This window comes from Anabaena sp. CCY 9402-a (genome assembly GCF_963920945.1).
Taxonomy (GTDB): Bacteria; Cyanobacteriota; Cyanobacteriia; order Cyanobacteriales; family Nostocaceae; genus Trichormus; species Trichormus minutissimus.
This window is the reverse complement of the sequence record NZ_CAWUDL010000005.1, coordinates 87,085-110,028: the sequence shown is the minus strand read 5'-3', so window position 1 is coordinate 110,028 and position 22,944 is coordinate 87,085. Positions and strand designations below refer to the sequence as shown.

Annotated in this window: 22 protein-coding genes and 1 tRNA gene; 12 read left to right on the top strand and 11 right to left on the bottom strand. The window is 41.2% G+C overall.

The window, feature by feature from the left end; translation table 11 throughout:
• Window positions 1-424 precede the first annotated feature (424 nt).
• On the top strand, window positions 425-1,396 hold the full coding sequence (locus tag ACM0OR_RS03670) for a DUF1517 domain-containing protein (RefSeq protein ID WP_414575038.1): 972 nt from the start codon (window positions 425-427) through the stop codon (window positions 1,394-1,396).
• Between the two features lie 55 nt (window positions 1,397-1,451).
• On the opposite strand, the gene ACM0OR_RS03665 is transcribed toward ACM0OR_RS03670, so the two are convergent.
• From ACM0OR_RS03665 to ACM0OR_RS03655, 3 genes are all read right to left on the bottom strand, one after another.
• The gene (locus ACM0OR_RS03665) at window positions 1,452-2,777 is read right to left on the bottom strand and encodes a hypothetical protein (protein WP_323267342.1); all 1,326 of its coding nucleotides are present in this window, start codon (window positions 2,775-2,777) and stop codon (window positions 1,452-1,454) included.
• A 226-nt stretch (window positions 2,778-3,003) separates the two neighbouring features.
• Window positions 3,004-4,170 (bottom strand): pyridoxal phosphate-dependent aminotransferase, encoded by a 1,167-nt coding sequence (locus ACM0OR_RS03660; RefSeq protein ID WP_414575037.1) that lies wholly within the window; start codon window positions 4,168-4,170, stop codon window positions 3,004-3,006.
• Between the two features lie 288 nt (window positions 4,171-4,458).
• Window positions 4,459-4,845: a hypothetical protein gene (locus tag ACM0OR_RS03655; protein WP_414575035.1), complete on the bottom strand. Its 387-nt coding sequence runs from the start codon at window positions 4,843-4,845 to the stop codon at window positions 4,459-4,461.
• Between the two features lie 555 nt (window positions 4,846-5,400).
• Between ACM0OR_RS03655 and ACM0OR_RS03650 the strand changes: the two genes are divergently transcribed.
• From ACM0OR_RS03650 to aroA, 3 genes are all read left to right on the top strand, one after another.
• Window positions 5,401-6,444 carry a nitrilase-related carbon-nitrogen hydrolase gene (locus tag ACM0OR_RS03650; protein ID WP_414575034.1) on the top strand — a complete coding sequence of 348 codons (1,044 nt, stop codon included), beginning with the start codon at window positions 5,401-5,403 and terminating at the stop codon, window positions 6,442-6,444.
• Between the two features lie 227 nt (window positions 6,445-6,671).
• Entirely contained in the window at window positions 6,672-8,084 is a 1,413-nt protein-coding gene (locus ACM0OR_RS03645; protein ID WP_414575032.1) for an aldehyde dehydrogenase family protein, read from the top strand.
• Window positions 8,085-8,196: 112 nt separating this feature from the next.
• Entirely contained in the window at window positions 8,197-9,477 is a 1,281-nt protein-coding gene (gene aroA, locus ACM0OR_RS03640) for a 3-phosphoshikimate 1-carboxyvinyltransferase (RefSeq protein WP_414575031.1), read from the top strand.
• Between the two features lie 147 nt (window positions 9,478-9,624).
• Here the strand turns inward: aroA and ACM0OR_RS03635 are convergent, their stop codons facing one another.
• The gene (locus tag ACM0OR_RS03635) at window positions 9,625-9,999 is read right to left on the bottom strand and encodes a hypothetical protein (protein ID WP_414575030.1); all 375 of its coding nucleotides are present in this window, start codon (window positions 9,997-9,999) and stop codon (window positions 9,625-9,627) included.
• 369 nt (window positions 10,000-10,368) lie between these two features.
• Here ACM0OR_RS03635 and ACM0OR_RS03630 point away from each other — a divergent pair, with 369 nt between their 5' ends.
• The 3 genes from ACM0OR_RS03630 to ACM0OR_RS03620 all read left to right on the top strand — a co-directional run bounded on the left by ACM0OR_RS03630 (window position 10,369) and on the right by ACM0OR_RS03620 (window position 12,947).
• Window positions 10,369-10,815, top strand: coding sequence for a DUF3598 family protein (locus ACM0OR_RS03630; RefSeq protein WP_190703851.1), 447 nt, complete (start codon window positions 10,369-10,371; stop codon window positions 10,813-10,815).
• Window positions 10,816-11,064: 249 nt separating this feature from the next.
• Entirely contained in the window at window positions 11,065-12,453 is a 1,389-nt protein-coding gene (gene hisS / locus ACM0OR_RS03625) for a histidine--tRNA ligase (protein ID WP_414575029.1), read from the top strand.
• Window positions 12,454-12,488: 35 nt separating this feature from the next.
• Complete coding sequence (locus ACM0OR_RS03620) at window positions 12,489-12,947, top strand: RidA family protein (protein WP_414575028.1); 459 nt, start codon at window positions 12,489-12,491, stop codon at window positions 12,945-12,947.
• Window positions 12,948-13,030: 83 nt separating this feature from the next.
• Here ACM0OR_RS03620 and ACM0OR_RS03615 read toward each other — a convergent pair whose 3' ends face one another.
• Genes ACM0OR_RS03615 through ACM0OR_RS03605 form a run of 3 tightly spaced genes read right to left on the bottom strand, consistent with a single transcriptional unit; the run spans window position 13,031 to window position 16,340 of the window.
• On the bottom strand, window positions 13,031-13,852 hold the full coding sequence (locus ACM0OR_RS03615) for an alpha/beta fold hydrolase (protein WP_414575027.1): 822 nt from the start codon (window positions 13,850-13,852) through the stop codon (window positions 13,031-13,033).
• Window positions 13,853-13,860: 8 nt separating this feature from the next.
• Window positions 13,861-14,838, bottom strand: a complete 978-nt coding sequence (locus ACM0OR_RS03610; protein WP_414575026.1) for a 3-keto-5-aminohexanoate cleavage protein — start codon at window positions 14,836-14,838, stop codon at window positions 13,861-13,863.
• Between the two features lie 32 nt (window positions 14,839-14,870).
• Window positions 14,871-16,340, bottom strand: coding sequence for an amidohydrolase family protein (locus tag ACM0OR_RS03605; protein ID WP_414575025.1), 1,470 nt, complete (start codon window positions 16,338-16,340; stop codon window positions 14,871-14,873).
• 121 nt (window positions 16,341-16,461) lie between these two features.
• On the opposite strand from ACM0OR_RS03605, the gene ACM0OR_RS03600 reads away from it, so the two are divergent.
• The 3 genes from ACM0OR_RS03600 to ACM0OR_RS03590 all read left to right on the top strand — a co-directional run bounded on the left by ACM0OR_RS03600 (window position 16,462) and on the right by ACM0OR_RS03590 (window position 18,730).
• Window positions 16,462-17,256, top strand: coding sequence for an aspartyl/asparaginyl beta-hydroxylase domain-containing protein (locus ACM0OR_RS03600; protein WP_414575024.1), 795 nt, complete (start codon window positions 16,462-16,464; stop codon window positions 17,254-17,256).
• 61 nt (window positions 17,257-17,317) lie between these two features.
• Window positions 17,318-18,319, top strand: coding sequence for a zinc-binding dehydrogenase (locus ACM0OR_RS03595; RefSeq protein WP_414575023.1), 1,002 nt, complete (start codon window positions 17,318-17,320; stop codon window positions 18,317-18,319).
• Between the two features lie 12 nt (window positions 18,320-18,331).
• Window positions 18,332-18,730 carry a nuclear transport factor 2 family protein gene (locus ACM0OR_RS03590; protein WP_323267519.1) on the top strand — a complete coding sequence of 133 codons (399 nt, stop codon included), beginning with the start codon at window positions 18,332-18,334 and terminating at the stop codon, window positions 18,728-18,730.
• A 16-nt stretch (window positions 18,731-18,746) separates the two neighbouring features.
• Here ACM0OR_RS03590 and ACM0OR_RS03585 read toward each other — a convergent pair whose 3' ends face one another.
• The 4 genes from ACM0OR_RS03585 to hisF all read right to left on the bottom strand — a co-directional run bounded on the left by ACM0OR_RS03585 (window position 18,747) and on the right by hisF (window position 20,769).
• Complete coding sequence (locus ACM0OR_RS03585) at window positions 18,747-19,211, bottom strand: hypothetical protein (protein WP_323267520.1); 465 nt, start codon at window positions 19,209-19,211, stop codon at window positions 18,747-18,749.
• 316 nt (window positions 19,212-19,527) lie between these two features.
• A tRNA-Ala gene (locus tag ACM0OR_RS03580) sits at window positions 19,528-19,600 on the bottom strand.
• A 95-nt stretch (window positions 19,601-19,695) separates the two neighbouring features.
• Window positions 19,696-19,890, bottom strand: coding sequence for a hypothetical protein (locus ACM0OR_RS03575; protein ID WP_190703821.1), 195 nt, complete (start codon window positions 19,888-19,890; stop codon window positions 19,696-19,698).
• A gap of 105 nt (window positions 19,891-19,995) precedes the next feature.
• The gene (hisF, locus tag ACM0OR_RS03570) at window positions 19,996-20,769 is read right to left on the bottom strand and encodes an imidazole glycerol phosphate synthase subunit HisF (protein ID WP_414575022.1); all 774 of its coding nucleotides are present in this window, start codon (window positions 20,767-20,769) and stop codon (window positions 19,996-19,998) included.
• Between the two features lie 151 nt (window positions 20,770-20,920).
• Here hisF and ruvB point away from each other — a divergent pair, with 151 nt between their 5' ends.
• Complete coding sequence (ruvB, locus tag ACM0OR_RS03565; protein WP_414575021.1) at window positions 20,921-22,021, top strand: Holliday junction branch migration DNA helicase RuvB; 1,101 nt, start codon at window positions 20,921-20,923, stop codon at window positions 22,019-22,021.
• A 99-nt stretch (window positions 22,022-22,120) separates the two neighbouring features.
• Window positions 22,121-22,927 carry a tetratricopeptide repeat protein gene (locus ACM0OR_RS03560; RefSeq protein WP_323267556.1) on the top strand — a complete coding sequence of 269 codons (807 nt, stop codon included), beginning with the start codon at window positions 22,121-22,123 and terminating at the stop codon, window positions 22,925-22,927.
• Window positions 22,928-22,944 lie beyond the last annotated feature (17 nt).

Below are 22,944 nucleotides of genomic sequence, written 5' to 3'. Positions count from 1 at the left end.
ATTTTGCAGAGCTATGATCCAAGATAATGGGCGATGGAAAGGTTTTTTAGCAGTTTGAAACAGGTTTATAGGCTTTCATCAGCATAATCTACGCAGTGTTAAATAATTCAGGCTTAAAATTCCATTGTAAAAATTAACAGATTTTCGACATCTGACGCACCCGAATAATCTACCCAGACATACTAATCATTAATTAATCCCAAAGTTCCTTCAAAGGGAATAAATTCTGAGGTACGGTTATCCACTACAGAAATCCCCCTGCGGTTTGCTGATTCTCTCAGATAAGACGCGGTAGATTGGATAAGTAGCGTTACTACCAATCAAACACTCACTGCTGATTATGAGTTGGTATCAGATACACACCTCAACGCTCTGAGTAGAGAAAAAATAATTAAGCAATAGCGTTTTTCAAGCAACTGTGATTATGTCTAAAAAACTACAACAAGCTATCAAACCACTGTTAAAAACTGTCTTTACCCTAGGCTTGGTAATGGTTTTAGCGTTAAGCCATGCTGATGGTGCATTAGCTGCCCGTAGTGGTGGCAGAATTGGTGGTGGTTCTTTTAGAATGCCTTCTAGCCGTACTTATAACCCACGCACCTACGCGCCTCCAGGCGGTGGCGGGTACTATCCTGGGGGTGGTGGTTTTGGTTTTCCTTTCTTGATTCCGTTTTGGGGTATTGGCGGAGGATTTGGCGGTTTATTTACTATCTTAATTTTCTTGGCGATCGCTAACTTCCTAGTCCAAAGTTTCCGTCGTGTCTCCGGTGGTGAAGGAGAAGAAGTCGGCTACGACAGCAACCCTTCTATCAGCGTAAATCGCTTGCAAGTTGGTTTATTAGCCCAAGCACGAGACTTGCAACCAGAACTTAACCGCATCGCTGAAACTGCTGATACCAATTCCCCAGAGGGACGTGCAGAAGTGTTGCAAGAAACTAGCCTAGCTTTGCTACGCCATCCGGAATATTGGGTATATGCAGGGGCTGGTACACAACAAGCCAAGTTAAATGCGGCTGAAAGTCAATTTAACCGGCTAGCACTAGCAGAACGCAGCAAATTTAGTGAAGAAACTCTCTCTAATGTCAACAACCAGTTAAAAGCAGCCCTTGCTAAAGAAGCTTTACCCTCATCTGGTGAACTTGACAACCCCACTCGTTTAATTACTGAAGGCCCTGGGGAATACATTATTGTTACCTTGTTGACGGCGACACTAGGTAAGTTTGAACTACCAGCAGTTAACAGTGCTGATGATTTGCGTCAAGTCTTACGACAAATTGGTAGTATTCCGGCGGATAAACTCTTGGCGTTGGAAATACTGTGGACTCCCCAAGCTGAAGGCGATACTCTCACCTCGGATGATTTGTTTGCTGAGTATCCTGATTTGAAATTGGTATGACATATAGAAGCCCGGTTTCTTGGAGAAACCGGGCTTCTATATTCCTCAAAAACCCTTAATATTTTTGATGTTCTTTCACCTGTGAAAACACACGGTAAATATCCAAATTGCCCTGTGAATCGTCAACTGATTCATCCTTTTGCATTTTTAGCAAGTTATAATCTACATTTTCTGCATAAATAGCAAAAGTAATATTAAAAAATTCTATAAAATGAATGACCCATTGACATTCATCTTCTGATTGATGCTGATAGTAACTAATTAAATCGGCAATGCGCGTTTCTAAATGACTCCGAGAATTTTTAGAAATAAAAATAATCTTCAGGAGGATAATGACTAAAGTTAAAGGATGTCCTTGGGAAACTAATAAAATGAATAATTCTGAAGGTTCATGTCTATTTTCTATGGTCAGATAATCAATCAGTTTGTTGCAAACTCTCAGTAATAAATTTCTGTTAATTATTTCCTTATCTAATTGTGGTTTCCACAATAAAAACTTTTCTTTGAAAGATTGCTGCAATAAGGATACAACTGCTTGATTACCAACTGAGAAAAATAAATATTTCTGCAAACTAGTCTTAAATTCTTTCAAGCTTTGATTTTCAGTTTGCTTGAGAAATATATTGGCAAGGTTTTCATGGCTGAATTTACCTTTTTTGACTACGATTCTTTTGATTAAATGCAGAACGTTGTCACCTAAAATACTGGGGTTATTATAACGTGTGCTACTTGATGCAACCGACTGTGAACGAGCTATATACATAGCTAAATCAAACTTATACTTGTCTTTCATCTGTCTGTAAAGTTTGATTGCTGCCTCTTGCTGTTCTTTGGGTTTATCTGTATCTAATGATTGAACAACTAATAAATAAGCAGCATAGCGATCGCTCCAGTGACCTTTGCTATTATGATCATTTTTATAATTATTAAATATTTTCAGTTCTTGATAATCTTGGCTATTAATAAAATTCTCTAGCCATTGTCTATATAAATTTAACTCTTTAAAAGTATTTATGGCTCTAAAATTAGGTAATTCTGCAAATAAATTAATCAGTTCTTGAATATATTTATGTTTTCTTTTAGCTGCCCAATTATTAATTAAAATGTAGCAGCAGCGTTTGAGTGTATGACGAAACTCCTGCTCGTTATTAAACGATACAATTTTCTGAATTGCTGGCACATTATGGAAGTTGCCTGACTTGAGGCAATCAATAAATAACACTTTAAATTCTTGTAAAACATCTTCTGGTGAACAGGTATTTACATTTTCTATGAAGAAACTATAAAATTTATCCTGTAAAAGTGGCAAATTTATCTCTTGAGAGTTTAACTTAACAGTATCTTTATGGAAGAGATTACTAAGTAAAGTATTAGCGGTCATGCAGTTTCTCAAGACTCTTGAGGTTTTTAATTTTATTGTTATTAGCTTACCCCTAACACATAGGACTATCAATCAGTTTATTCAAAGCTACATTAATTTTTTGAGGGATATTGGTAAATTTACGGTGTTGAGTGCTGAGTGCTGAGTAATGAGTAATGAGTAATGAGTAATAAGTGGGGAGAATAAAGAATAACTAATTAATTATTCGTTATTCTCCCCTAAACCCCTAAATATGGCTGCACACAAACTTTTCTAACCTATCCATGCCTTCCTCGATTGTTGCCAAATCTGTAGCATAGGAAAGGCGAATGTTTTGATCAGCACCAAAGGCAATTCCGGGAATGACTGCTACTTGATGTGCTTCTAACAACGCATCACAAAATTCTAAAGATTTTAGACCTGTTTTACTGATGTCGGGGAACAGATAAAATGCGCCGTCTGGTTTGGCACAACTCAAACCAGGGATGGCGTTGAGTCGATCTAACATTACCTGTCGCCGTTGAGCGAAAGCTTGACGCATCTCTTCCACGCAGTCTTGGGAACTTTCTAAAGCGGCGATCGCACCATATTGAGCAAATGTACATACATTCGATGTACTATGCCCTTGGATGGTACTGGCGGCTTTAATAATTTCCACAGGCCCGGCTAAATAACCCAGTCGCCAACCAGTCATGGAATAAGCTTTGGCGAACCCATTACTAATTAAGGTGCGCTGAAAAATTTCCTTTCCTAGCGAACCGATGCTGATATGTTCTGCACCATCGTAGAGAATTTTTTCGTAAATCTCATCAGATACGACAAAGATATCTGCATCAACTACTACCTGTGCTAAGGCTTTGATTTCCTCTGGTGTGTACACCATCCCTGTAGGGTTAGATGGGGAATTGAGGACAAATAGCTTGGTTTTGGGGGTAATAGCTGTTCGCAGTTGCTCTGGTGTAATTTTATAGCCCGTGGACGCATCTGTGTTGATAATTACTGGTTTCCCACCTACCAACGTTACCATTTCCGGGTAACTGAGCCAGTAGGGGGCGGGAATAATTACCTCATCACCGGGGTCAATCAGTGCCACCATCAAGTTGTACAGAGAATGCTTACCGCCATTGGTAACAATGACATTCTCCGCTTTGTAATCTAGACCATTATCAGATTGCAGTTTGTGCGCGATCGCTTCCCGTAACTTTGGTTCACCGGCGGCTGCGCCATACTTGGTTTTGCCTGACTCCAGAGCCTTTACTGCGGCTGCTTTGATATGCGCTGGGGTATCAAAATCCGGTTCGCCAGCACTAAAACTACAAACGTCTATACCTTCTGCCTTCATCGCTTTAGCTTTCGCGGCGATCGCTAAGGTTAGTGAAGGTGTTACCTGACTTACTCTTGCTGCCAGCTTCATTATTACTCTATTTGGCAAATCTTTCTCTTTCTTTAGGATATCCCAGAATCTGCCTTAAAAATAGGGGCTAGTGCGGCAAGGCGGAAGTCAAAAGTCCAAAGTTTAATATACCAAGGCTTTTGCTGTTTTGAAATGGTCTGCTTATTTCCGCCGTGCTGTACTAGGGGGAGGAAAAACATAGGCTAATCAATCACACCGAGAAAGGAAGGACATCTTTCTTCTCTAGTCTTTAACTCCTCGCTTCCATTTACTTACTGAAAATATCCCCTAAGCTTTATTACGAATAAGTTATTTTTCAATTTCACTACTACGTTCATAATCGTTAGTGCTAAAAGTTCTTTTGATTGAATTTTTTTGTCGCTTACCTGTATTTATTTCTTTAGGCATAACTTCTGTGGCTCGTTTCCCACTTTCGATATAATTATCACCTGTAGTTGTGATCCGTTTTCTATCTTTGGTTGTGTAGTAAGGCCTTGTAATTTCTGTGCCTGCTATGTGGCGTTCTCTAGTAGCGTAATATGGTCTGACTAGTTCTGCCTTGTGGTCTTTGACTGAATAATAACCAGTCGCCTCAACAGAATTAGTCGGCAAGCTAATCAGCCAGATTAACCCTGTTAACATCACTAAGACAATTTTACGCTGCCATTGATGAAGAATGTGCTTGATTTCCAACATTAAAAAAATTCCCTATTCACTCTTCAATAAAGTTAGATAATTCTCCATGCAGCCAACTTCTTTCTCTAGGTTAGTTACGTCTATATAAAAAGTAGTATCACTCTGTTAAAACTAGTCATAATACTAATTGCTGTACCAATTAAATCTTCTAATCAAAATCATACAAAAGCTAGGAACTTAGATGATAAATGAGGCGAGAGAGGGAAAATACAGTCAGATAACATATTTTTTCGTTATTTAATTTTTTCTAAACCAACTAACTTTTTACAGGTTAAACAAGAATTCTGAGGTCATCTTTAGGCGCAGATTAGCCTAACAAGGTCTTGATAATGTTGGGTTTCCTTGCGTCAAACTGATTTAAGCCTCAACGTCTAATTTTTAGAGACATTGCATCGGAATGTCTCTAAAATTTTGAGAAGTTCTGACACAAGCAAGATGTTAGGTAAAGAATTAGCCAATAAACTGGTGCGATGGTCTACGACCGAACGGAGGTAGGAAATAATAAGTTTAAAATCATACCATTCATCGTGTCTCTACCCCCCACTCACAACCAGCATGACAGATCAAACTCAATACCTAGACTCATTTCGGGCTTTAGCATTGCAAGTGACTTGCCACGCAGTCAATCAAGCAAGCGATCGCCAAGAAGTTAGATTACTAATACAAAAAACTATCACCCGCCTAGCAAAGCAAATCGCCGCCAGTATTGCATTTATTGGCTCTGATTGTCGGTTAATTGTCTTACCCGAATATTTCCTGACTGGTTTCCCGATGGGGGAGTCTGTGGAAGCATGGGCAAACAAAGCCTGTATAGAAATTAACGGCTCTGAGTATGAAGCACTTGGTAAAATTGCTCAAAAATACAATATATTTTTAGCTGGAAACGCCTACGAACTCGACTCCAACTTTCCGGATTTATACTTTCAAACCTGCTTTGTCATTGATCCAAGTGGTGCAGTTGTACTGCGTTATCGGCGGCTAAATTCTATGTTTGCGCCTACACCCCATGATGTCTGGGATAAATACCTTGACTGCTACGGCTTAGAGGGAGTTTTCCCGGTAGCGAAAACTGCGATCGGTAACTTAGCAGCTTTGGCTTCAGAAGAAATTTTATATCCAGAAGTAGCAAGATGTTTAGCCATGCGTGGGGCAGAAATTTTCTTACATTCCACCTCCGAAGTTTATAGTAAAAACTTCACCCCCAAAGACGCAGCCAAAATTACCCGCGCTGTTGAGAATATGGCTTATGTAGTCTCAGCTAACACCGCCGGACTTGCGAATAGTCCTATACCCATCGGTTCAGTAGATGGTGGCTCAAAAATCATTGACCATCGCGGCATAGTATTAGCCGAGACAGGTGCAGGGGAAAGTATGGCAGCCTTTGCAGAGATAGATTTAGCTGCATTAAGACGCGATCGCCACCGTCCAGGGTTAAATAATTTACTTTCCCGTCAGCGATTTGAACTATATGCCCAAACTTATAGCCAGTCAAAATTTTACCCAGCCAACACTATGCTAAACCAACCTGTAGAACGCAAGCATTTTATCCAAACCCAGCAGCAAACCATTGAACGCCTCAGTGAGTTGGGGATAATTTAGGGAAAAGGTATAGCGGTTTGACAGACCTAACCCCCAACCCCTTCCCTACAAGGGAAGGGGAGTAAGCCTCAAAGCCTCTCTCCTTGTAGGAGAGAGGTTAAAGTGCATTACATACAAACGATAAGTGCTATATGGCGTTTCTCAGTTAAGGGGGATATAAGCACCGCACTCCGCAAGTAAGGAGGAGACTATGATATAGCTTATTTAAAAAATTACGAATTAATAGAATGACAAACCCTATAGAAGTACGTAATCCTCGGACTGGAAAATTTGACTATGTGATTATCCCGCCGCCGCCTCGCTTACTAGCACAGCAATGTAATCGAGCGCGGAGGGCGCAAACTCAGTGGTATCAGTTGGGTTTAGAAGGTAGAATTGCAGCCTTACAAGAATGGAAGCAAGCAATATTATCTGCACGCCAACAACTGACAGACGCGTTGGTAAATGATACCGGCAGATTATCTATATCCATATTAGAAATTGATTCTTTCTTGGGCAGCATTGACCGTTGGTGTGATTTAGCACCAGATTTATTGCAAGAATCAGCTAAAAATACCAGTATTCCCTTTATCTCTTTGCAACAAGCCTCTGTACCTTACCCTGTTGTGGGAGTAATTAGCCCGTGGAATTTTCCCTTGTTGCTAGCGATGATTGATACCATCCCGGCGTTGCTGGCGGGTTCGGCTGTAATTGTGAAACCTAGTGAAATTGCTCCCCGTTTTGTTGCACCTCTGTTAACAGCACTGAATAATGTCCCTCACCTACGGGATGTCTTAATGTTTTTAGAGGGAGCAGGAGAAACGGGAGCAGCTTTAATTGAGTATGTAGATTTAATTTGTTTTACAGGTAGTGTAGCTACAGGCCGGAGAGTTGGAGAAGCCGCAGCTAAACGCTTTATACCCGCGTTTTTAGAATTGGGAGGAAAAGATCCGGCGATCGTTTTAGAGTCAGCAAATGTAGACTTAGCCACCTCAGCTATTTTGTGGGGTGCAGTTGTCAACACTGGTCAGTCATGTCTCTCTATTGAACGGATTTACGTTGCTGAATCCATATTTGAAGAGTTTTATCATCAACTAGTAGCCAAAGCTTATCGTCTTCAGCTAGCTTACCCCACCCTAGAAGGGGGACAAATTGGGCCAATCATTGCCGAAAAACAAGCTGCAATCATTAGTGGCCATCTTTTTGATGCAGTAGAAAAGGGTGCAGTCGTTCACTGCGGCGGTAAAGTTGAAGAATTAGGCGGCGGTTGGTGGTGTCGTCCGACAGTGCTAACCCAAGTTAATCATTCCATGAAAGTAATGACCGAAGAAACTTTTGGCCCCATTATGCCTGTAATGCCGTTTCCCAGTGTGGAAGAAGCGATATACTTAGCCAACGACTCCATCTATGGACTAAGTGCAGCTGTGTTTGCTGGTTCAGAAGAAGAAGCCTTAGCCGTTGGTCGGCAAATCAATGCTGGTGCTATTAGTATTAATGATGCGGCTCTGACTGCAATCATGCACGAAGGAGAGAAAAACGCATTTAAATTCTCAGGTCTGGGTGGTTCTCGTATGGGTGCAGCAGCCCTAAAGCGATTTCTACGAAAACAGGCATTTTTGATTAAAACTAACTCTACCAGTGACCCTTGGTGGTTTGAGTAGGAATTGGGGAAGCAAGGGAGAACAACTTTTGACTGATAACTATTGATCAACCAGCATTCGAGATATGGGAACATAGTGTAGTTGTAGCTGACCACCTACATAGAGGTTTAAAGTGGATACCATTGCCATCCCCGCGCTGAATCATCCTGTGAATGCCACAGTAGAGATTCCGGGTTCTAAAAGTATTACTAATCGAGCATTGCTTGTTGCTGCTTTAGCTCAAGGTAACTCTACTTTAGAAAATGCCTTATTTAGCGAAGACAGTGAGTATTTTGCTAAATGTGTAGAACAGTTGGGCATTCCTGTTACGCTAAATTCTCCTCTGGCTCAAATTCAGGTTTCAGGTAAAGGGGGTGAAATTCCGGCTAAACAGGCAGATTTGTTTGTAGGTTTAGCAGGTACAGCCGCAAGGTTTATCTCCGCGTTAGTAGCATTAGGAAGCGGTGAATATCGCTTAGATGGAGTTCCTCGAATGCGGGAACGACCGATGGGGGATTTACTGACAGCGTTACAAGCTGGTGGGGCAACAATTAACTTTGAGGGCAACTCTGGTTTTATGCCCTACACTATTTACGGTCAGCAATTTGCTGGGGGACATTTTCGCCTCAAAGCTAACCAAACCAGTCAACAACTTTCAGCATTGTTGATGATTGCACCCTACGCTCAACAGGATACAACTATTGAGGTTGAGGGTACATTGGTTTCCCAGTCTTATGTAAAAATGACTTGTCGTCTCATGGCGGATTTTGGCGTAGATGTTACCCAAACCGACGATAATCAGTTTCACATCAAAGCGGGTCAGCGTTACCAAGGTCAACATTACACCATAGAACCCGATGCGTCGAATGCCTCTTACTTTTTCGCCGCCGCCGCCGTCACTGGTGGAAGGGTGAGAGTTAACCATTTAACAAAACAATCTTGTCAAGGTGATATTTTGTGGCTGAATGTTTTAGAACAGATGGGTTGCCAAATTCAAGAAGGTGAAAATTATACCGAAGTTATAGGGCCAGAACAATTACAGGGTATCGACGTTGATATGAATGATATGTCGGATTTGGTGCAAACATTGGGAGCGATCGCACCTTATGCCAGTTCACCTGTTACCATCCGTAATGTAGAACATATCCGCTACAAAGAAACCGAACGCATCCGCGCCGTTGTGACTGAATTACGTCGCTTAGGAGTTAAAGTTGAAGAATTTGCTGATGGGATGAAAATTGAACCAACCCCCATCACCCCAGCCGCCATAGAAACCTATCATGACCATAGAATGGCAATGGCTTTTGCCGTTACAGGCTTAAAAACCCCAGGAATTGTGATCCAAGACCCAGCTTGTACAGGAAAAACTTTCCCCGACTACTTCACCCGATTTTTTAAAATGATTGGTCAATAGTCAACAGTTAACAGTTATCTCTATCGGTGCGCTAGGCTGTTGCTGACGCACCCTACTGTATTTCAGAAAGTGTGCGCTCCACCATTAAATATTTTAGGTGCGTTGAAACTAACGTTTATAACGCACCTTTATATCTTAATTACGAATTTAACTGGCTATAGCCACCGATTTTCTGCGGATGGGACGCTTACGATTTGATTTTTTCTTCAATCCCACTGCTTGCGCTTGATCGCTATCTGAGCCGTATTGTCCGCGCACAACTTCTTTCATCGCTAATACAGCATTGTGAAATTCCCATTCCGCCAATCGAGCCGCATCAACAGCTGCACGGTATAAAGCTAGTTTCTCAGTTTCAATTTGTTGCTGCGTCAACATCACCTGATAAGCTTGCTGTATGTTTGCCACAGAAGCATCAGCACGGGTTGTATCGTAGGTACTGATTGTTTGCAAACCGTGGAATGAGGTAACATCTTGACTAATAATTTGAAGGCGCAAACGACGTGTTGTATCTTGGTTAGGCATACAGCTTACGTATTAAAGGATATATTTAATGTTCCCTCTGTAACAAAAAAACTAACAGTAAGAGGGAAAAAGATAGCTGACTTTTCACGTTATGTAGAAAAAAAATACGCTTAACCTCAAGTCAGTGTGGGTAGTTCACTCCGTATTCACAATGCAGCGATCGCATTCACATGACCGACTGATGTTTTGATAATACAGCGATCGCATTCACATGACCAACTGATGTTTTGATAATACAGCGATCGCATTCACATAACCGACTGATGTTTTGACAATACAGCGATCGCGTTTATATTACCGACTGATGCTTTGATAATGCAGGTCAAAAATCAAATAGGATTGCTATAGTTAATCGATAGGAGTCGTATCATGTCTAACATCCGTGAAGAAATGCCTGTACTTGTCCGTCATGAAGGTGATTGGATTGGCACATATACCGTAGTTGATACATCAGGAAAAATTATTGACCAGCATGAATCCCATTTAACTTGTCAATTTCCCGACAATAGCCCCTATCCCTACTATCAAATTAATCGTTATAAGTGGGCTGATGGTAAACAAGAAGAACATCAATTTCCTGGATCATATCATGATCAAGCTCTTTGGTTTGATACAGAACGCGTTCAAGGAAAATCTTGGGAGGTAGATGAATCTACTATAATTTTGTGCTTTTCATACAAAACAATTCCAGAAATATCTTTATCGGAAATGATTTATATTAGTCCAGATAATAACCATCGCGCCCGCACTTGGCATTGGTTTAAAAATCATCAACTATACCAACGTACTCTAATTCAAGAAGAAAGGCTAAAATAGCAAGCTAATATTTTCAGCATTAAATGTAGGTTGGGTTAAGCGCAGCGCAACCCAACATGAATCTTGGAAACCCACATTGATCTCGGTGTTGGGTTTCCTTCCGTCAACCCAACCTACAATTTTTGCTAATAGAAACTTAGGGTATGTTTACCTGCACAGGCGGGTTTTGCTTGTATAGCGGCGACTTCCAGTCCCATAGGCACAAAATATCAGTTATAATTTCAAGTCGCAACTTGAAAAGGTAGACTCATGGCAAAAGGTGACAGAATAAACTTTTCTACTCCTAGTGGCTTTCCTGAATTTCTTCCTAGTGAAAAACGCTTGGAATTATATTTACTAGATACTATCCGTAGAGTTTACGAAAGCTATGGATTCACACCTATTGAAACTCCCGCAGTTGAACGTTTAGAAGTATTGCAAGCTAAAGGTAATCAAGGCGACAATATTATTTATGGTATAGACCCTATTTTGCCGCCAAATCGCCAAGCTGAAAAGGATAAATCCGGCGAAACAGGTTCAGAAGCCAGGGCTTTGAAATTTGACCAAACTGTGCCTTTGGCGGCGTATATTGCTCGTCACCTCAACGAATTAACCTTTCCTTTTGCTCGTTACCAAATGGATGTAGTTTTTCGGGGAGAAAGGGCAAAGGATGGTAGGTTTCGCCAGTTTCGTCAGTGTGACATTGATGTTGTTGGGCGGCGGGAACTTAGTTTGTTATATGATGCCCAAATGCCTGCAATTATCACAGAAATATTTGAAGCAGCTAATATTGGTGATTTTGTAATTCGCATCAATAACCGTAAAGTTTTAACGGGATTTTTTCAATCTTTAGAGATATCAGAAACTCAAATTAAATCTTGTGTTGGCATTATCGATAATCTCGAAAAAATTGGGGAAGCTAAAGTTAAGCTAGAGTTGGAGAAAGAAGGGATTAATCCCGAACAGACACAAAAAATTATTGATTTTGTCAAAATTGATGGCAATATTGATGAAGTTTTAGATAAACTTAAGCACCTCTCACAAAACTTGCCAGAATGTGAACAATTTAGTTTAGGTGTCAGCGAATTAGAAACAGTAATTGCCGGGGTGCGTAATCTGGGAGTGCCGGAAAAACGCTTTTGTATTGATTTAGCGATCGCCCGTGGTCTAAACTACTATACAGGCACAGTTTACGAAACCACCCTGATAGGGCATGAGGCTTTAGGTAGTATCTGTTCTGGTGGCAGATATGAAGAATTAGTGGGGACGTTTTTAGGTGAAAAAATGCCTGGTGTGGGTATTTCCATCGGCTTAACTCGCTTAATTAGCCGCCTGCTAAAAGCTGGTATTCTCAATACCTTAGCTGCAACACCAGCGCAGGTAGTGGTAGTAAATATGCAAGAAGATTTAATGCCTATTTATTTAAAAGTGTCACAAAATCTGCGTCAGGCGGGGATTAATGTTATAACTAATTTTGATAAGCGTCCGCTAGGTAAACAATTCCAGTTAGCCGATAAACAAGGTATTCAATTCTGTGTCATTATTGGTTCTGAAGAAGCAGCAGCGCAAAAGTCATCACTGAAAGATTTAAAAACAGGCGAACAAGTAGAAGTAGAATTAGCTAATTTGGCTGAAGAAGTGAAACGAAGGCTGCAATAATTAAGCTAATTTTGAAAAAAAGAGAATAGATAAATATGAGCAATACTCGCGAGGTCATTATTCCCAAAGGAATGGAAATTTTATACGAAAAGTTTCACTATTGTCCTGGTATTAAAGTAGGCAATACATTATATATCTCAGGACAGGTGGGACGGGATGAAAATTTCCAGGTAGTAGAGGGAATAGAAGCCCAATTTGCCCAGACTTTCGAGAATGTGCAAAAGGTACTTTTAGCAGCAGGCGCAAGTTTTGATGATGTGGTAGAGATGATTACTTACCATGTAACAGGGGTGAATCTCGGTAATTTGCAAGTTCCGCCTGCTAGTGCTTCAGAACAGCAGTTTACCATTCCCCACCTGCCACTGTTTATGCAAGTAAAAGATCGCTATTTTACTAATCAATTCCCTACTTGGACGGGGTTTGGTATCACTGCTTTATCTACACCAGGACTAATCATAGAGATTAAGTGTACGGCAATCTTAGAGGATGTTTGAAAAGTATTGGGCGAATATAATTCGCGTTTTGAACCCACGTAGGTGGGTTTTGTCTGTGTAGCTGCGACTTCCAGCCGCCAAGGCTATTCTAAATTGTTCAGAAAGTCCATGACTACCTGGGATACTTCTTCAGGTATCTGATTCATCATGCAGATTGTTCCGTGTTCAAATTCAGCTACTTTGCCATGAGGAATTGCTTGGGAAAGAAAATAGCGATCGTTGAGTTTTGCTAAACTCAATCTTTCAAATTCTTTCATATCATCAAGTCCCCAAATAATGAGAGTGGGACACTTAATAGCACGAAATTTTTCTGGTGCATCTAGACAGTAATTACCTACAGCCCAAACTGCATACAAAGGATGACCAAAACATTTTAAATCGTCTAAAACCCAACGATGATTTAATTCGGCAGAGCCTACGTATCGAGAACGGGCTAACCATCTTTCCATGAGATGTGAGCCATCTTCTTTGATTTTAAAACCTTCCTCAACTCTTCTAAATAGCTCTGCTTGTCCGCCCTCGCCGAAACCAGCTACATTACCTAAGATCAGTTTATCAACGCGATCGCCATAACTCGCAGCTATTTCTCCAGCTACGAAAGCACCTGTATGGTTTCCCATGATGCTGGTTTTTTCTATACCTAATTCATCTAAAAGCGCGATCGCATTTTTCGCGTAATCGGCGATCGTATACATTCTCGGTGGTTTATCCGAATCACCAAACCCCATCAAATCCATTGCGAAGACTCGTCTGTATTGAGCCAGGATAGGCATGAGTTCGCGATATTCGTCACTACTACGGGGGTTCATGTGCAGCAACAGCAGAGGTTCACCCTCACCACCGATGCGATAAAGAATCTGTCCATCTTCTGTGTCTAAAAAAGCTCGTTTAATCTTTTGGTTCATTTTACGAATTACGAACTACGAATTACGTTAGCGGAGCGGGGCGTTAGCCCATTACAAATTACCTGTAACTCTTTCTTTTGGGCAACTTGCGGTGACATCTTCAGAATTTCTCGCGCTTGCGTTGGTGTTGCAACTTCGCGGCCGAGTGTATGCGCCATCTTTACAACCTTTTCTACTAACTCGCCGTTGTGCGGCTGGCCAAAACGGGTATAGGGATCGTCTCCCAGTCCAATACCAACGTGACCTCCCATTGTAATTGCCCAGGCTGCTAAAGGCATCACGTCCCCATTCCAGCACATCACCAACCATTGATCACCTGCGGGAATAGAATCTACCACCGCTTGTAAGTTGGGGAGTGTTGGCAGAATACCAGTTGGCGTGATGTCTCCTGTAAAAACGAACTCCCAAAAAGTATCTCGTGACAGCATTCCCATTTCTTGAAAACATCGTGCTGTACGGATTTGTCCCACATCCCAACAGATTGTACTGACAAAGATGTTGGTTTCTTTGAGTATTTTCAATGCTTCGTATATATATGCGCGAGAACTAATGTGTACTTGGTCGTATGTTTGGAATTCTTTGGTCTGTGGATTCCAAAAGTCTATATTCAGCGAGCCAAACTCTAAAGGGATCATATCAACTCCCAGTGCTGGATCACTTTGCGCCGCTAATATGTGTTTGAAGCGATCGCTAATCTCACTTTCTTTAGTAACGTAGTTCAGTGTAGGATTGATAATCAGGTCGGTCTGTTCGCGAATTCCTTGAATAGCTTCAAGATAAACGTCAACATCATTAATCCACTGACCATTGAATGGATCTCGTCCATGCCAATGAAAGATAGATGCTCCCGCTTCCCAAGCACGCACAGCTTCTCGGATTATCTCCTGTGGAGTGTACGGGCAATTGGGATTTTCCTTGCGGTAATCGGAATCGTTGCTGCGACACTCAATAATAAGTGGTAGTTGACTATTCATGTCTTTCTTCATTAGTCGAAGTAGTATTTCTCAGTCAGATAACTCTAACTTCTTTTTAAATAACGTCCACTAGGCGAACCTAAAACTTGTCCATTGTTGTAAATAAGATTTCCCCGCAAAAAGGTACTCTTTACCCGTCCAGTTAACTCCATCCCTGCAAAGGGTGTGTAACCTTGTTGTGACTCCGACTCAACAGCGTTAACCACAAAGCTTTCATTGGGGTCTAATAACACCAAATCAGCATCGTAACCAATAGCTATATCACCTTTTGTTAATAACCCAAAACGCCGTGATGGATTCCAAGATAGTAATTTAGCCATGTGGTTGTAAGACATTCCCCGCTTACTACCTTCACTGAATACACCCGAAAGTAAATATTCTGTACCACCAAAACCAGACTTAGCTAACCAAATATTATTCGGGTCTTTTGCACTGATTTTTTGTTCCGCCGCACAGCAAGCATGGTCACTAACTATCCAATCTACTTGATGGTTGAGTACCGCTTGCCATAAGTATTCCACATCAGCACGGGGACGGATAGGGGGGTTAACTTTTGCCCAAGTCCCATTGGGGGTATCAACATCTAATAGTAAATGCCCAACAGTAACTTCTCGCCGAAAGTTGATATGAGGAAAAGCAGTTTGCATAGTTAAAGCTGCTTCCATTGCTTTACGGGAACTGAGATGTAACAAATTAATATTTGCACAATTAGTTTCATGTGCCAAATAAGAGGCAATACAAATTGCTAATCCTTCGGAATGGGGAGGACGTGCTGCACTGTAAGCGTGCAATCCAGTGAGGCTAGAGTCATTTTCAACTATTTTGGTGTAGGCGTTGAGAATTTCTGCAACTTCGCAATGCAGACTTAAGCTAATTCTTTCTTGTGCTTCTGGGTGGCTTTCTCTCAGTTTGGCTAAACTCCGCATAATAAATTCAAAGTGAGCAAAGTCATATCTTTCTGCTTTATTAATCATCAAAAAAAGATTTTGTTGCTCAGAAAGACCATGTAAACCATAGCCACCATAAAACATAAATATTTTAAATGACCCAATACCATATTCCTCAAACAGCATTTGCATCTCATCAATATGCTGACTGCTAATGGGGGCGATATGGTAGCTGTAATCAACAAAGAAATTTCCTTGTGATAGTGCTAATACTTCCGGGAAAAAATCTTGGTATGAGCCGCCTTTGTTGAGATAATACTTACCTGTACGGATATAATTCAGGCTAGTTGTTACTCCCCCCATTGCGGCGGCTTTACTTTCCGTCACTGCATCTTGGTCAAGGGGTTGATAAATACCGATGTGCATATGGGCATCTACGACCCCAGGAAAGCCTAGGAGGTTTTTGGCATCAAATACTTCTTGGCTATGGTCTGGGTTAATATTAGGCGCAATCTGGGCAAATTTACCATCTTTAATCCCTATATCTAGTAGTTCGACAGCATCATGATGGGGACAAACTACCCGGACATTTTTGATAATTTTATCTAATATAGGAGGTTCAGACACAGTAGACCTCACACTAAAATGATGACAGCAAGTCAGTAATTTCCACATCCTACAGGAATGCTAGCTAAAATACATGACTATTTAACAGTTGTTTATTCAATCATGTTCATGAGGAAAACCAATGATAAGTTTTAATGAGTATCATCTCAATCCAGAAAAATTTTCTTTTCTGAAAATTCTGCAAGGTCACTGGCAAGTTATTCGAGATGAATTTACTGAATTTCTTTATCAGGCATCCCATGAAGAATTAAAGTTCACTTATGATGTTTTAGGGCCTAAAAGTAAAACGATTAAAACCAAAGGAAAATCAAAATATAGTGCTTTTGGGATTTTATTCCAAGGTTTATTGATTGAAGAATATATTCAAGTACATCACATCAAATATCCAGATTATGGGATGGATGAAGCATCAGCTAAAGCACTGGTGTTAAGAGAAAAATACTTTTCAAATTTGGCTCAGTTCATAGAAGAAGTGAATTTAATTGATGATGGTGTGATTAGAAATGTGTACTTCGGCACATTCCATCCTGGCTTAGATATTAAGCTGCACGTTAACTATAATCCTCATATGAATCGGGGCTATTTGGGATTAATTGTGCCGCAGGGAGATGTGGCGATGAAAATATGTCATGAACAGCTTTATTGGCATGAAGGGGAGTTTATGGTTTTAGATCATAGTTATCCACATTGTCCGCATAATTATACTGATTACGATAGAACTGTTTTAGTTGTTGACTTTTTTAAAACTGATCAGCCTAGGGAAGAATTGATTCGATTTGAACAGGAGCAAGTTGCCCAACGTATGCAAGATAATCCTTATAGTTTGGGTGTTTTTGGTAAGAGTGATCAGGCTCAGGAAGAAGATTTTATTAAGTATGGTTTGGCTCATCAGTTGGAGTGGGATAAGGTTTTATGAAAGGTGATAGGTGACAGGTGACAGGTGACAGGTGATAGTGAAAGCAAATTACTAGTGACTAATGAAAAGTTATAGGAAGTTAATAGCTAAACGGCTGGATAAAGATTTTAGTTCGGCTGTTGAGATTGTGGAAGTTACTATTCCTGAAGTTGGGAATAATGAGCTTTTGGTGCGTAATAAATTTGCAGGGGTTAATGCAGGTTTTGATACTTTACTCTGTCGGGGTGAAGTTCCTTATGTGAATTTAATTCCACCTTTTGATTTGGGTGTGGAAGCGGTGGGGGAAGTGGTGGCTGTTGGTGCAAGTGTTTCTGATTTTCAGGTGGGTGATGCTGTTATCACTACTTTACGTGGTGGTGGTTATCGGGAATATCAGGTGATAGATGCTAGTTTGGCGGTGAAGGTACGCCAAGCAACGCCGGAAGTTCTCAACCTTGTACCTACAGGTGTATCAGCGTTGGTGGCTTTGGAACAAGTGGGGGAGATGCAACGCGATGAGGTGGTTTTGGTGACGGCTGCGGCTGGTGGTACTGGCCATATTGCGGTGCAATTGGCGAAGTTAGCAGGTAATCATGTGATTGGGACTTGTAGTTCTGAGGCGAAGGGGAAGTTATTACAGGAATTAGGCTGCGATCGCATTATTAATTATCATACAGAAAATCTGCATCAAGTCCTCCAGCATGAGTACCCCAATGGGATTAACTTAATTTTTGAGTGTGTGGGTAAACAGGTTTTTGATACCTGCGTTGATAACTTAGCTATTCGAGGACGTTTGGTTAATATTGGCTATATTTCTGAGTATGGGAAAAATATAGAACAGGTGATGCAACCGCGCATTTATCACCAACTATTTTGGAAAGCCGCTTCCGTGCGGGGGTTTCTCATGCCGCACTATAAAGAATATATCCCAGAAGCACGCGATCGCCTGTTAAATCTGTTCTACTCAGGTAAACTGAAAGTATCTGTGGACTCCACCCCATTTCACGGTCTAGAATCTATCCCCACGGCGGTAGAATATCTGCTAAGTGGTCAAAATTGTGGCAAAGTAGTCGTCAAGTTTTAGTATTTTAAATACATGACACAAAATGCGGAAAATACTTTAAAAGTTGCTCATCAAGCATTTGAGCATTTTACCCAAGGTTTAGCAACGGGGGAATGGCAAGCATTTCTGGATACGCTGACAGATGATTTTACTTTTTGGTTTCCAGTCGGCAAATTCCACGGTTTAAATGAAGGTAAAGAACGCGCCAAGGAGTTTTTTGAATATGTTTCTGCATCCTTCCAACCGGGAATCAAGCTAGTATCTCTAGACCACATTACTAGTAATGAGACTACTGTAGTTTTTGAATTTCGGGACGAAGGACTTTTGTTAGAACAACCTTACAAAAATCGGATAGCGGTTTCCTTTGATGTACGAGGAGACAAAATTTGTAGCTATCGAGAATACTTTGGTAGTGATGGTAAATCTTACTAAAACCGATTTACCGCATTTAATTATTTTGAGCTTTTAATGCTTGAATTTCTTTGCATTTAGCCTCAGCTGCTTTATAAGCTTCTAAATATTCTTTCCCTCCCAACATAACATCACCATAATAATCGTAAGGTGCATCACCGTAGATAGGTAATGGATCATCTTCTGGATAATCTTCTTTTGATTCTTCTATCACAGCTTTTAACTTTTTCATACTCAAGCTTTGAGCTGCAAAATACAACATCTCTTGGGAGTTTTTGGGCAAGTACGGTAGAGTCGGATCGATGATTTTATCCTCTATTTCAATCCAACTGTGTTCTATGGGCTTGTGTGGCTTACCCCAACACACCAAAAATCCTTGCACATATTTAGCTCCCTCTGTCGCCAATGCTGCTTTATAAGCATTATTAAAGGGCTTTTTAGCCTTACTTTTGATGCTTTCCGCCATTTTTATGGAAAGTTCTTCATCCAATGTTTTGTTCATTTACGGATGGTATTGATAACAGCGACCATAATAATAGTATCACTTTCAGACAACACAAAACTTGACTTTAAAGATTTTGAGATTTATGAACATAGTCAAGATATATTAGCTCTGCGAAAATGAGATTAAAAAAAATTTGCATATCCCTTTTTGCTTGTCGATATAATTGTCAAACAATCTTTGCCGGGCTGGCTCAAGTAACTTGTCTTGAGTTCGAGTAGGTGAGGGAATCAAGCTAACTTTGAGAAAATACATATATTTTTCAATGGGAACAGATGTATTGTTCGCAAAATTAAAAACTAAACTGATTAGTAAATGGAGCTAAGCGGAATCGAACCGCTGACCCCTTCAATGCCATTGAAGTGCTCTACCAACTGAGCTATAACCCCTTATGTTGCGTTATAAATTATCTCTTAATATTTAGTGTATTGTCAAGCGGTTTTGCAAATTAATTATTAACTTTATATAGTACGGTCTTAAGTAATTAATAGTTGACCTGCAACAAATAGCTCATACAATGCCCCATAAGAAAATACACAACTAACATCGCGGCGGCAGCAAGGGCAACCAATGTACCGGCTAACATGAGAGAAAATTCTTTATGCTCAACGGCCTTCTCCATTAGGTGTAGTGACCAAGCCACTAGAGCCACATCAAATAACAAAATAGGAATTAACATATTTCTTAATATTTTTTAACACTATGTGGAATAATCTTAACACTGTTTTGGGGAACTGTATTTAACTGGGGGCGATGTGACTCAATCTATATAATGGCTTTAGAATTAAGCGTACAAGCGTACTGGAACTTCACGATCGCGCAAATAATGCTTAATTTCCGCCACACTTAACTGTCCGTAATGTAGCAGCGATGCCAATAAAGCAGCTTCCGCCTTACCTTCAGTCAGTGCCGTATGAATATGTTCACAATTACCAGCACCACCAGAAGCAACCACTGGGATTTGTACAGCCTCAGCAATTACCCGTGTTAACTCAATGTCATAACCGGCTTGAGTACCATCAGCATCCATACTTGTCACCAATAGTTCCCCTGCGCCGCGTTTTTCCACTTCTTTAGCCCACAGTAGGGCATCTAAACCAGTATTTTCTCTACCCCCACGCACATACACATCCCAGCCTGGATTATTAGGGTCAACTCTGCGCCTAGCATCAATAGCAATAACTATGCACTGATTACCGAAGCGATCGCTAGCCCGATTGATCAAGTCTGGATCACGTACTGCCGCAGAGTTAATACTAACCTTGTCTGCCCCAGCCCGTAACAAAGCTTTAACATTTTCTAAGGATTGGATACCGCCACCCACCGTGAGGGGAATAAAGACCTGTTCAGCAGTTCGGTGAACCACATCAAAAATAATATCTCTGTCTTCATGAGTAGCCGTAATATCTAGAAATACTAACTCATCAGCCCCAGCTTCGTTGTAAACCTTGGCCAGTTCTACCGGATCGCCTGCATCCTTGAGGTTGACAAAGTTAACTCCCTTAACAACCCGTCCCGCCTTGACATCTAAACAAGGTAAGATTCTTTTAGATAACATATATTTTTTAACTCCTGGGTAATTGTCCGGAATTTAAATTGTAAATGGACGTGGGTATTTCCCGCCGAAAATCTTCGCAGGCTTGTCTATGTGCAGTGTTATGGCGGAGATTGCCCTCAAACAGACCTAAACCGAAAGTTAAAGCTGAATTATGGCGATCATCTCCTCGAAAAAACAGCCTCCAGAACCCAATGGAGAACCAAAACAGCATCGGGAGTCAGCAAAAGCAGCACCCAAAGAAAAGATTTTGCAACCTGAAGCGGCTGTTGATGAACAAGGTAAGCAAGAAGAAAGTATCAGACCACAAAGATTTGCTGACTACATCGGACAAAAAGACCTCAAGGATGTTTTAGATATCGCCATCAAAGCAGCCAAGTCGCGGGGTGAAGTTTTGGATCACTTGCTACTGTATGGCCCTCCCGGATTGGGTAAAACAACAATGGCAATGATATTAGCATCCGAGATGGGAGTCAACTATAAAATTACGAGTGCGCCAGCCTTAGAACGACCGAGGGATATTGTTGGGTTACTGGTGAACCTTAAACCAGGAGATATCCTATTTATTGACGAAATTCATCGCCTCTCGCGGATGACCGAAGAAATACTGTATCCGGCGATGGAAGATTATCGCCTAGATATTACCGTGGGTAAAGGTTCTAGTGCCAGGATTCGGAGTTTACCTCTGTCCAAGTTTACCCTAGTAGGTGCAACAACCCGCGCTGGTGCTTTGACCTCACCACTGCGCGATCGCTTCGGCTTAATTCAAAAACTACGCTTTTATGAAGTTGATGAACTCAGTAAAATAGTCCTGCGGAGTTCCCAATTACTCCACACCAATGTCACCGACGATGGCGCAATCGAAATTGCTCGCCGTTCACGGGGAACACCACGGATTGCAAATCGGTTACTCAAGCGCGTCCGTGATTATGCTGAAGTAAAATCCTGTGCAGAAGTTACCCAAGATGTCGCAGCCGAGGCATTGCAACTATTTCAAGTAGATCCCTGCGGTTTAGATTGGACAGATCGTCGGATGCTAAGTGTAATTATTGAACAATTTAACGGAGGCCCCGTAGGCTTAGAAACCATTGCCGCCGCCACTGGTGAAGATACCCAAACCATTGAAGAAGTCTACGAACCCTACCTGATGCAAATTGGCTATCTCAGCCGGACTCCCCGTGGACGAACAGCCACAAAAGCCGCATACAAGCACATGGGATTTACACCACCCAATGAGCAGATGTCTTTACTATAGGAAATAGGGCATAGAAATTCAAAATTCAAAATTCACGCATTGAATAACTTCTGCCCCTCTGCATCCCCAATCCCCAATCCCCAGTCCCCAGTCCCCATGATGATTAAATTAATTAGTATTGTTCTCAGTCTGTTACTTGTGTTGGGCTGGGGTACACCAGTCATGGCACAAACCCCACAACCAAGCATCACCCAAGAGCAATTAGAACAGGGTGATGAGTGGGCAAATCAAGCTTTTGCAGCCACAAATAAAGGTGATTTTGCGACGGCGGAAAAGTATTGGACAAAGATTATTGAGAATTTCCCTACGAATGCAGGTGCATGGAGTAACCGGGGTAATTCGCGGGTGAGTCAGAATAAGCTAGAAGCTGCGCTAGTTGATTACAACAAAGCCGTAGAATTAGCCCCAGATGTCACCGATCCTTATTTAAATCGTGGTACAGCCTTAGAAGGGTTGGGCAAATGGTCAGATGCGATCGCAGATTATAATCATGTTTTGGAACTCGATCCTCAAGATGCAATGGCGTATAACAATCGGGGTAATGCCAAAGCAGGTCTAGGTTCATGGTCAGATGCGATCGCAGATTATAAAAAATCCTTTGAAATTACCCCAAACTTTGCCTTTGCCCGTGCTAACTATGCCCTTGCTCTCTATGAAACTGGGCAAACAGACCAAGCCATCCGCGAAATGCGGAATATTACCCGTAAATACCCCAACTTCGCTGATGTGCGTGCTGCTTTAACAGCTGCTTATTGGGTAAATGGTCAACAAGGTGAAGCGGAAAGTAACTGGGTGGCTGCCTATGGCTTGGATAGCCGCTATAAAGATATGAACTGGGTGAAAAATATCCGTCGCTGGCCGCCTAGCATGGTGTCTGCTTTGGATAAATTCTTGAAAATTCAATAACAAAGAGGAGATTAGGC

Excerpts from the sequence above, each read along its gene's own strand:
- ACM0OR_RS03670 (WP_414575038.1), top strand. The coding sequence starts at position 425 with ATGTCTAAAAAACTACAACAAGCTATCAAACCACTGTTAAAAACTGTC.
- ACM0OR_RS03665 (WP_323267342.1), bottom strand. The coding sequence starts at position 2,777 with ATGACCGCTAATACTTTACTTAGTAATCTCTTCCATAAAGATACTGTT.
- ACM0OR_RS03660 (WP_414575037.1), bottom strand. The coding sequence starts at position 4,170 with ATGAAGCTGGCAGCAAGAGTAAGTCAGGTAACACCTTCACTAACCTTA.
- ACM0OR_RS03655 (WP_414575035.1), bottom strand. The coding sequence starts at position 4,845 with ATGTTGGAAATCAAGCACATTCTTCATCAATGGCAGCGTAAAATTGTC.
- ACM0OR_RS03650 (WP_414575034.1), top strand. The coding sequence starts at position 5,401 with ATGACAGATCAAACTCAATACCTAGACTCATTTCGGGCTTTAGCATTG.
- ACM0OR_RS03645 (WP_414575032.1), top strand. The coding sequence starts at position 6,672 with ATGACAAACCCTATAGAAGTACGTAATCCTCGGACTGGAAAATTTGAC.
- ACM0OR_RS03635 (WP_414575030.1), bottom strand. The coding sequence starts at position 9,999 with ATGCCTAACCAAGATACAACACGTCGTTTGCGCCTTCAAATTATTAGT.
- ACM0OR_RS03630 (WP_190703851.1), top strand. The coding sequence starts at position 10,369 with ATGTCTAACATCCGTGAAGAAATGCCTGTACTTGTCCGTCATGAAGGT.
- hisS (WP_414575029.1), top strand. The coding sequence starts at position 11,065 with ATGGCAAAAGGTGACAGAATAAACTTTTCTACTCCTAGTGGCTTTCCT.
- ACM0OR_RS03620 (WP_414575028.1), top strand. The coding sequence starts at position 12,489 with ATGAGCAATACTCGCGAGGTCATTATTCCCAAAGGAATGGAAATTTTA.
- ACM0OR_RS03615 (WP_414575027.1), bottom strand. The coding sequence starts at position 13,852 with ATGAACCAAAAGATTAAACGAGCTTTTTTAGACACAGAAGATGGACAG.
- ACM0OR_RS03610 (WP_414575026.1), bottom strand. The coding sequence starts at position 14,838 with ATGAAGAAAGACATGAATAGTCAACTACCACTTATTATTGAGTGTCGC.
- ACM0OR_RS03600 (WP_414575024.1), top strand. The coding sequence starts at position 16,462 with ATGATAAGTTTTAATGAGTATCATCTCAATCCAGAAAAATTTTCTTTT.
- ACM0OR_RS03595 (WP_414575023.1), top strand. The coding sequence starts at position 17,318 with ATGAAAAGTTATAGGAAGTTAATAGCTAAACGGCTGGATAAAGATTTT.
- ACM0OR_RS03590 (WP_323267519.1), top strand. The coding sequence starts at position 18,332 with ATGACACAAAATGCGGAAAATACTTTAAAAGTTGCTCATCAAGCATTT.
- ACM0OR_RS03585 (WP_323267520.1), bottom strand. The coding sequence starts at position 19,211 with ATGAACAAAACATTGGATGAAGAACTTTCCATAAAAATGGCGGAAAGC.
- ACM0OR_RS03575 (WP_190703821.1), bottom strand. The coding sequence starts at position 19,890 with ATGTTAATTCCTATTTTGTTATTTGATGTGGCTCTAGTGGCTTGGTCA.
- hisF (WP_414575022.1), bottom strand. The coding sequence starts at position 20,769 with ATGTTATCTAAAAGAATCTTACCTTGTTTAGATGTCAAGGCGGGACGG.
- ruvB (WP_414575021.1), top strand. The coding sequence starts at position 20,921 with ATGGCGATCATCTCCTCGAAAAAACAGCCTCCAGAACCCAATGGAGAA.
- ACM0OR_RS03560 (WP_323267556.1), top strand. The coding sequence starts at position 22,121 with ATGATTAAATTAATTAGTATTGTTCTCAGTCTGTTACTTGTGTTGGGC.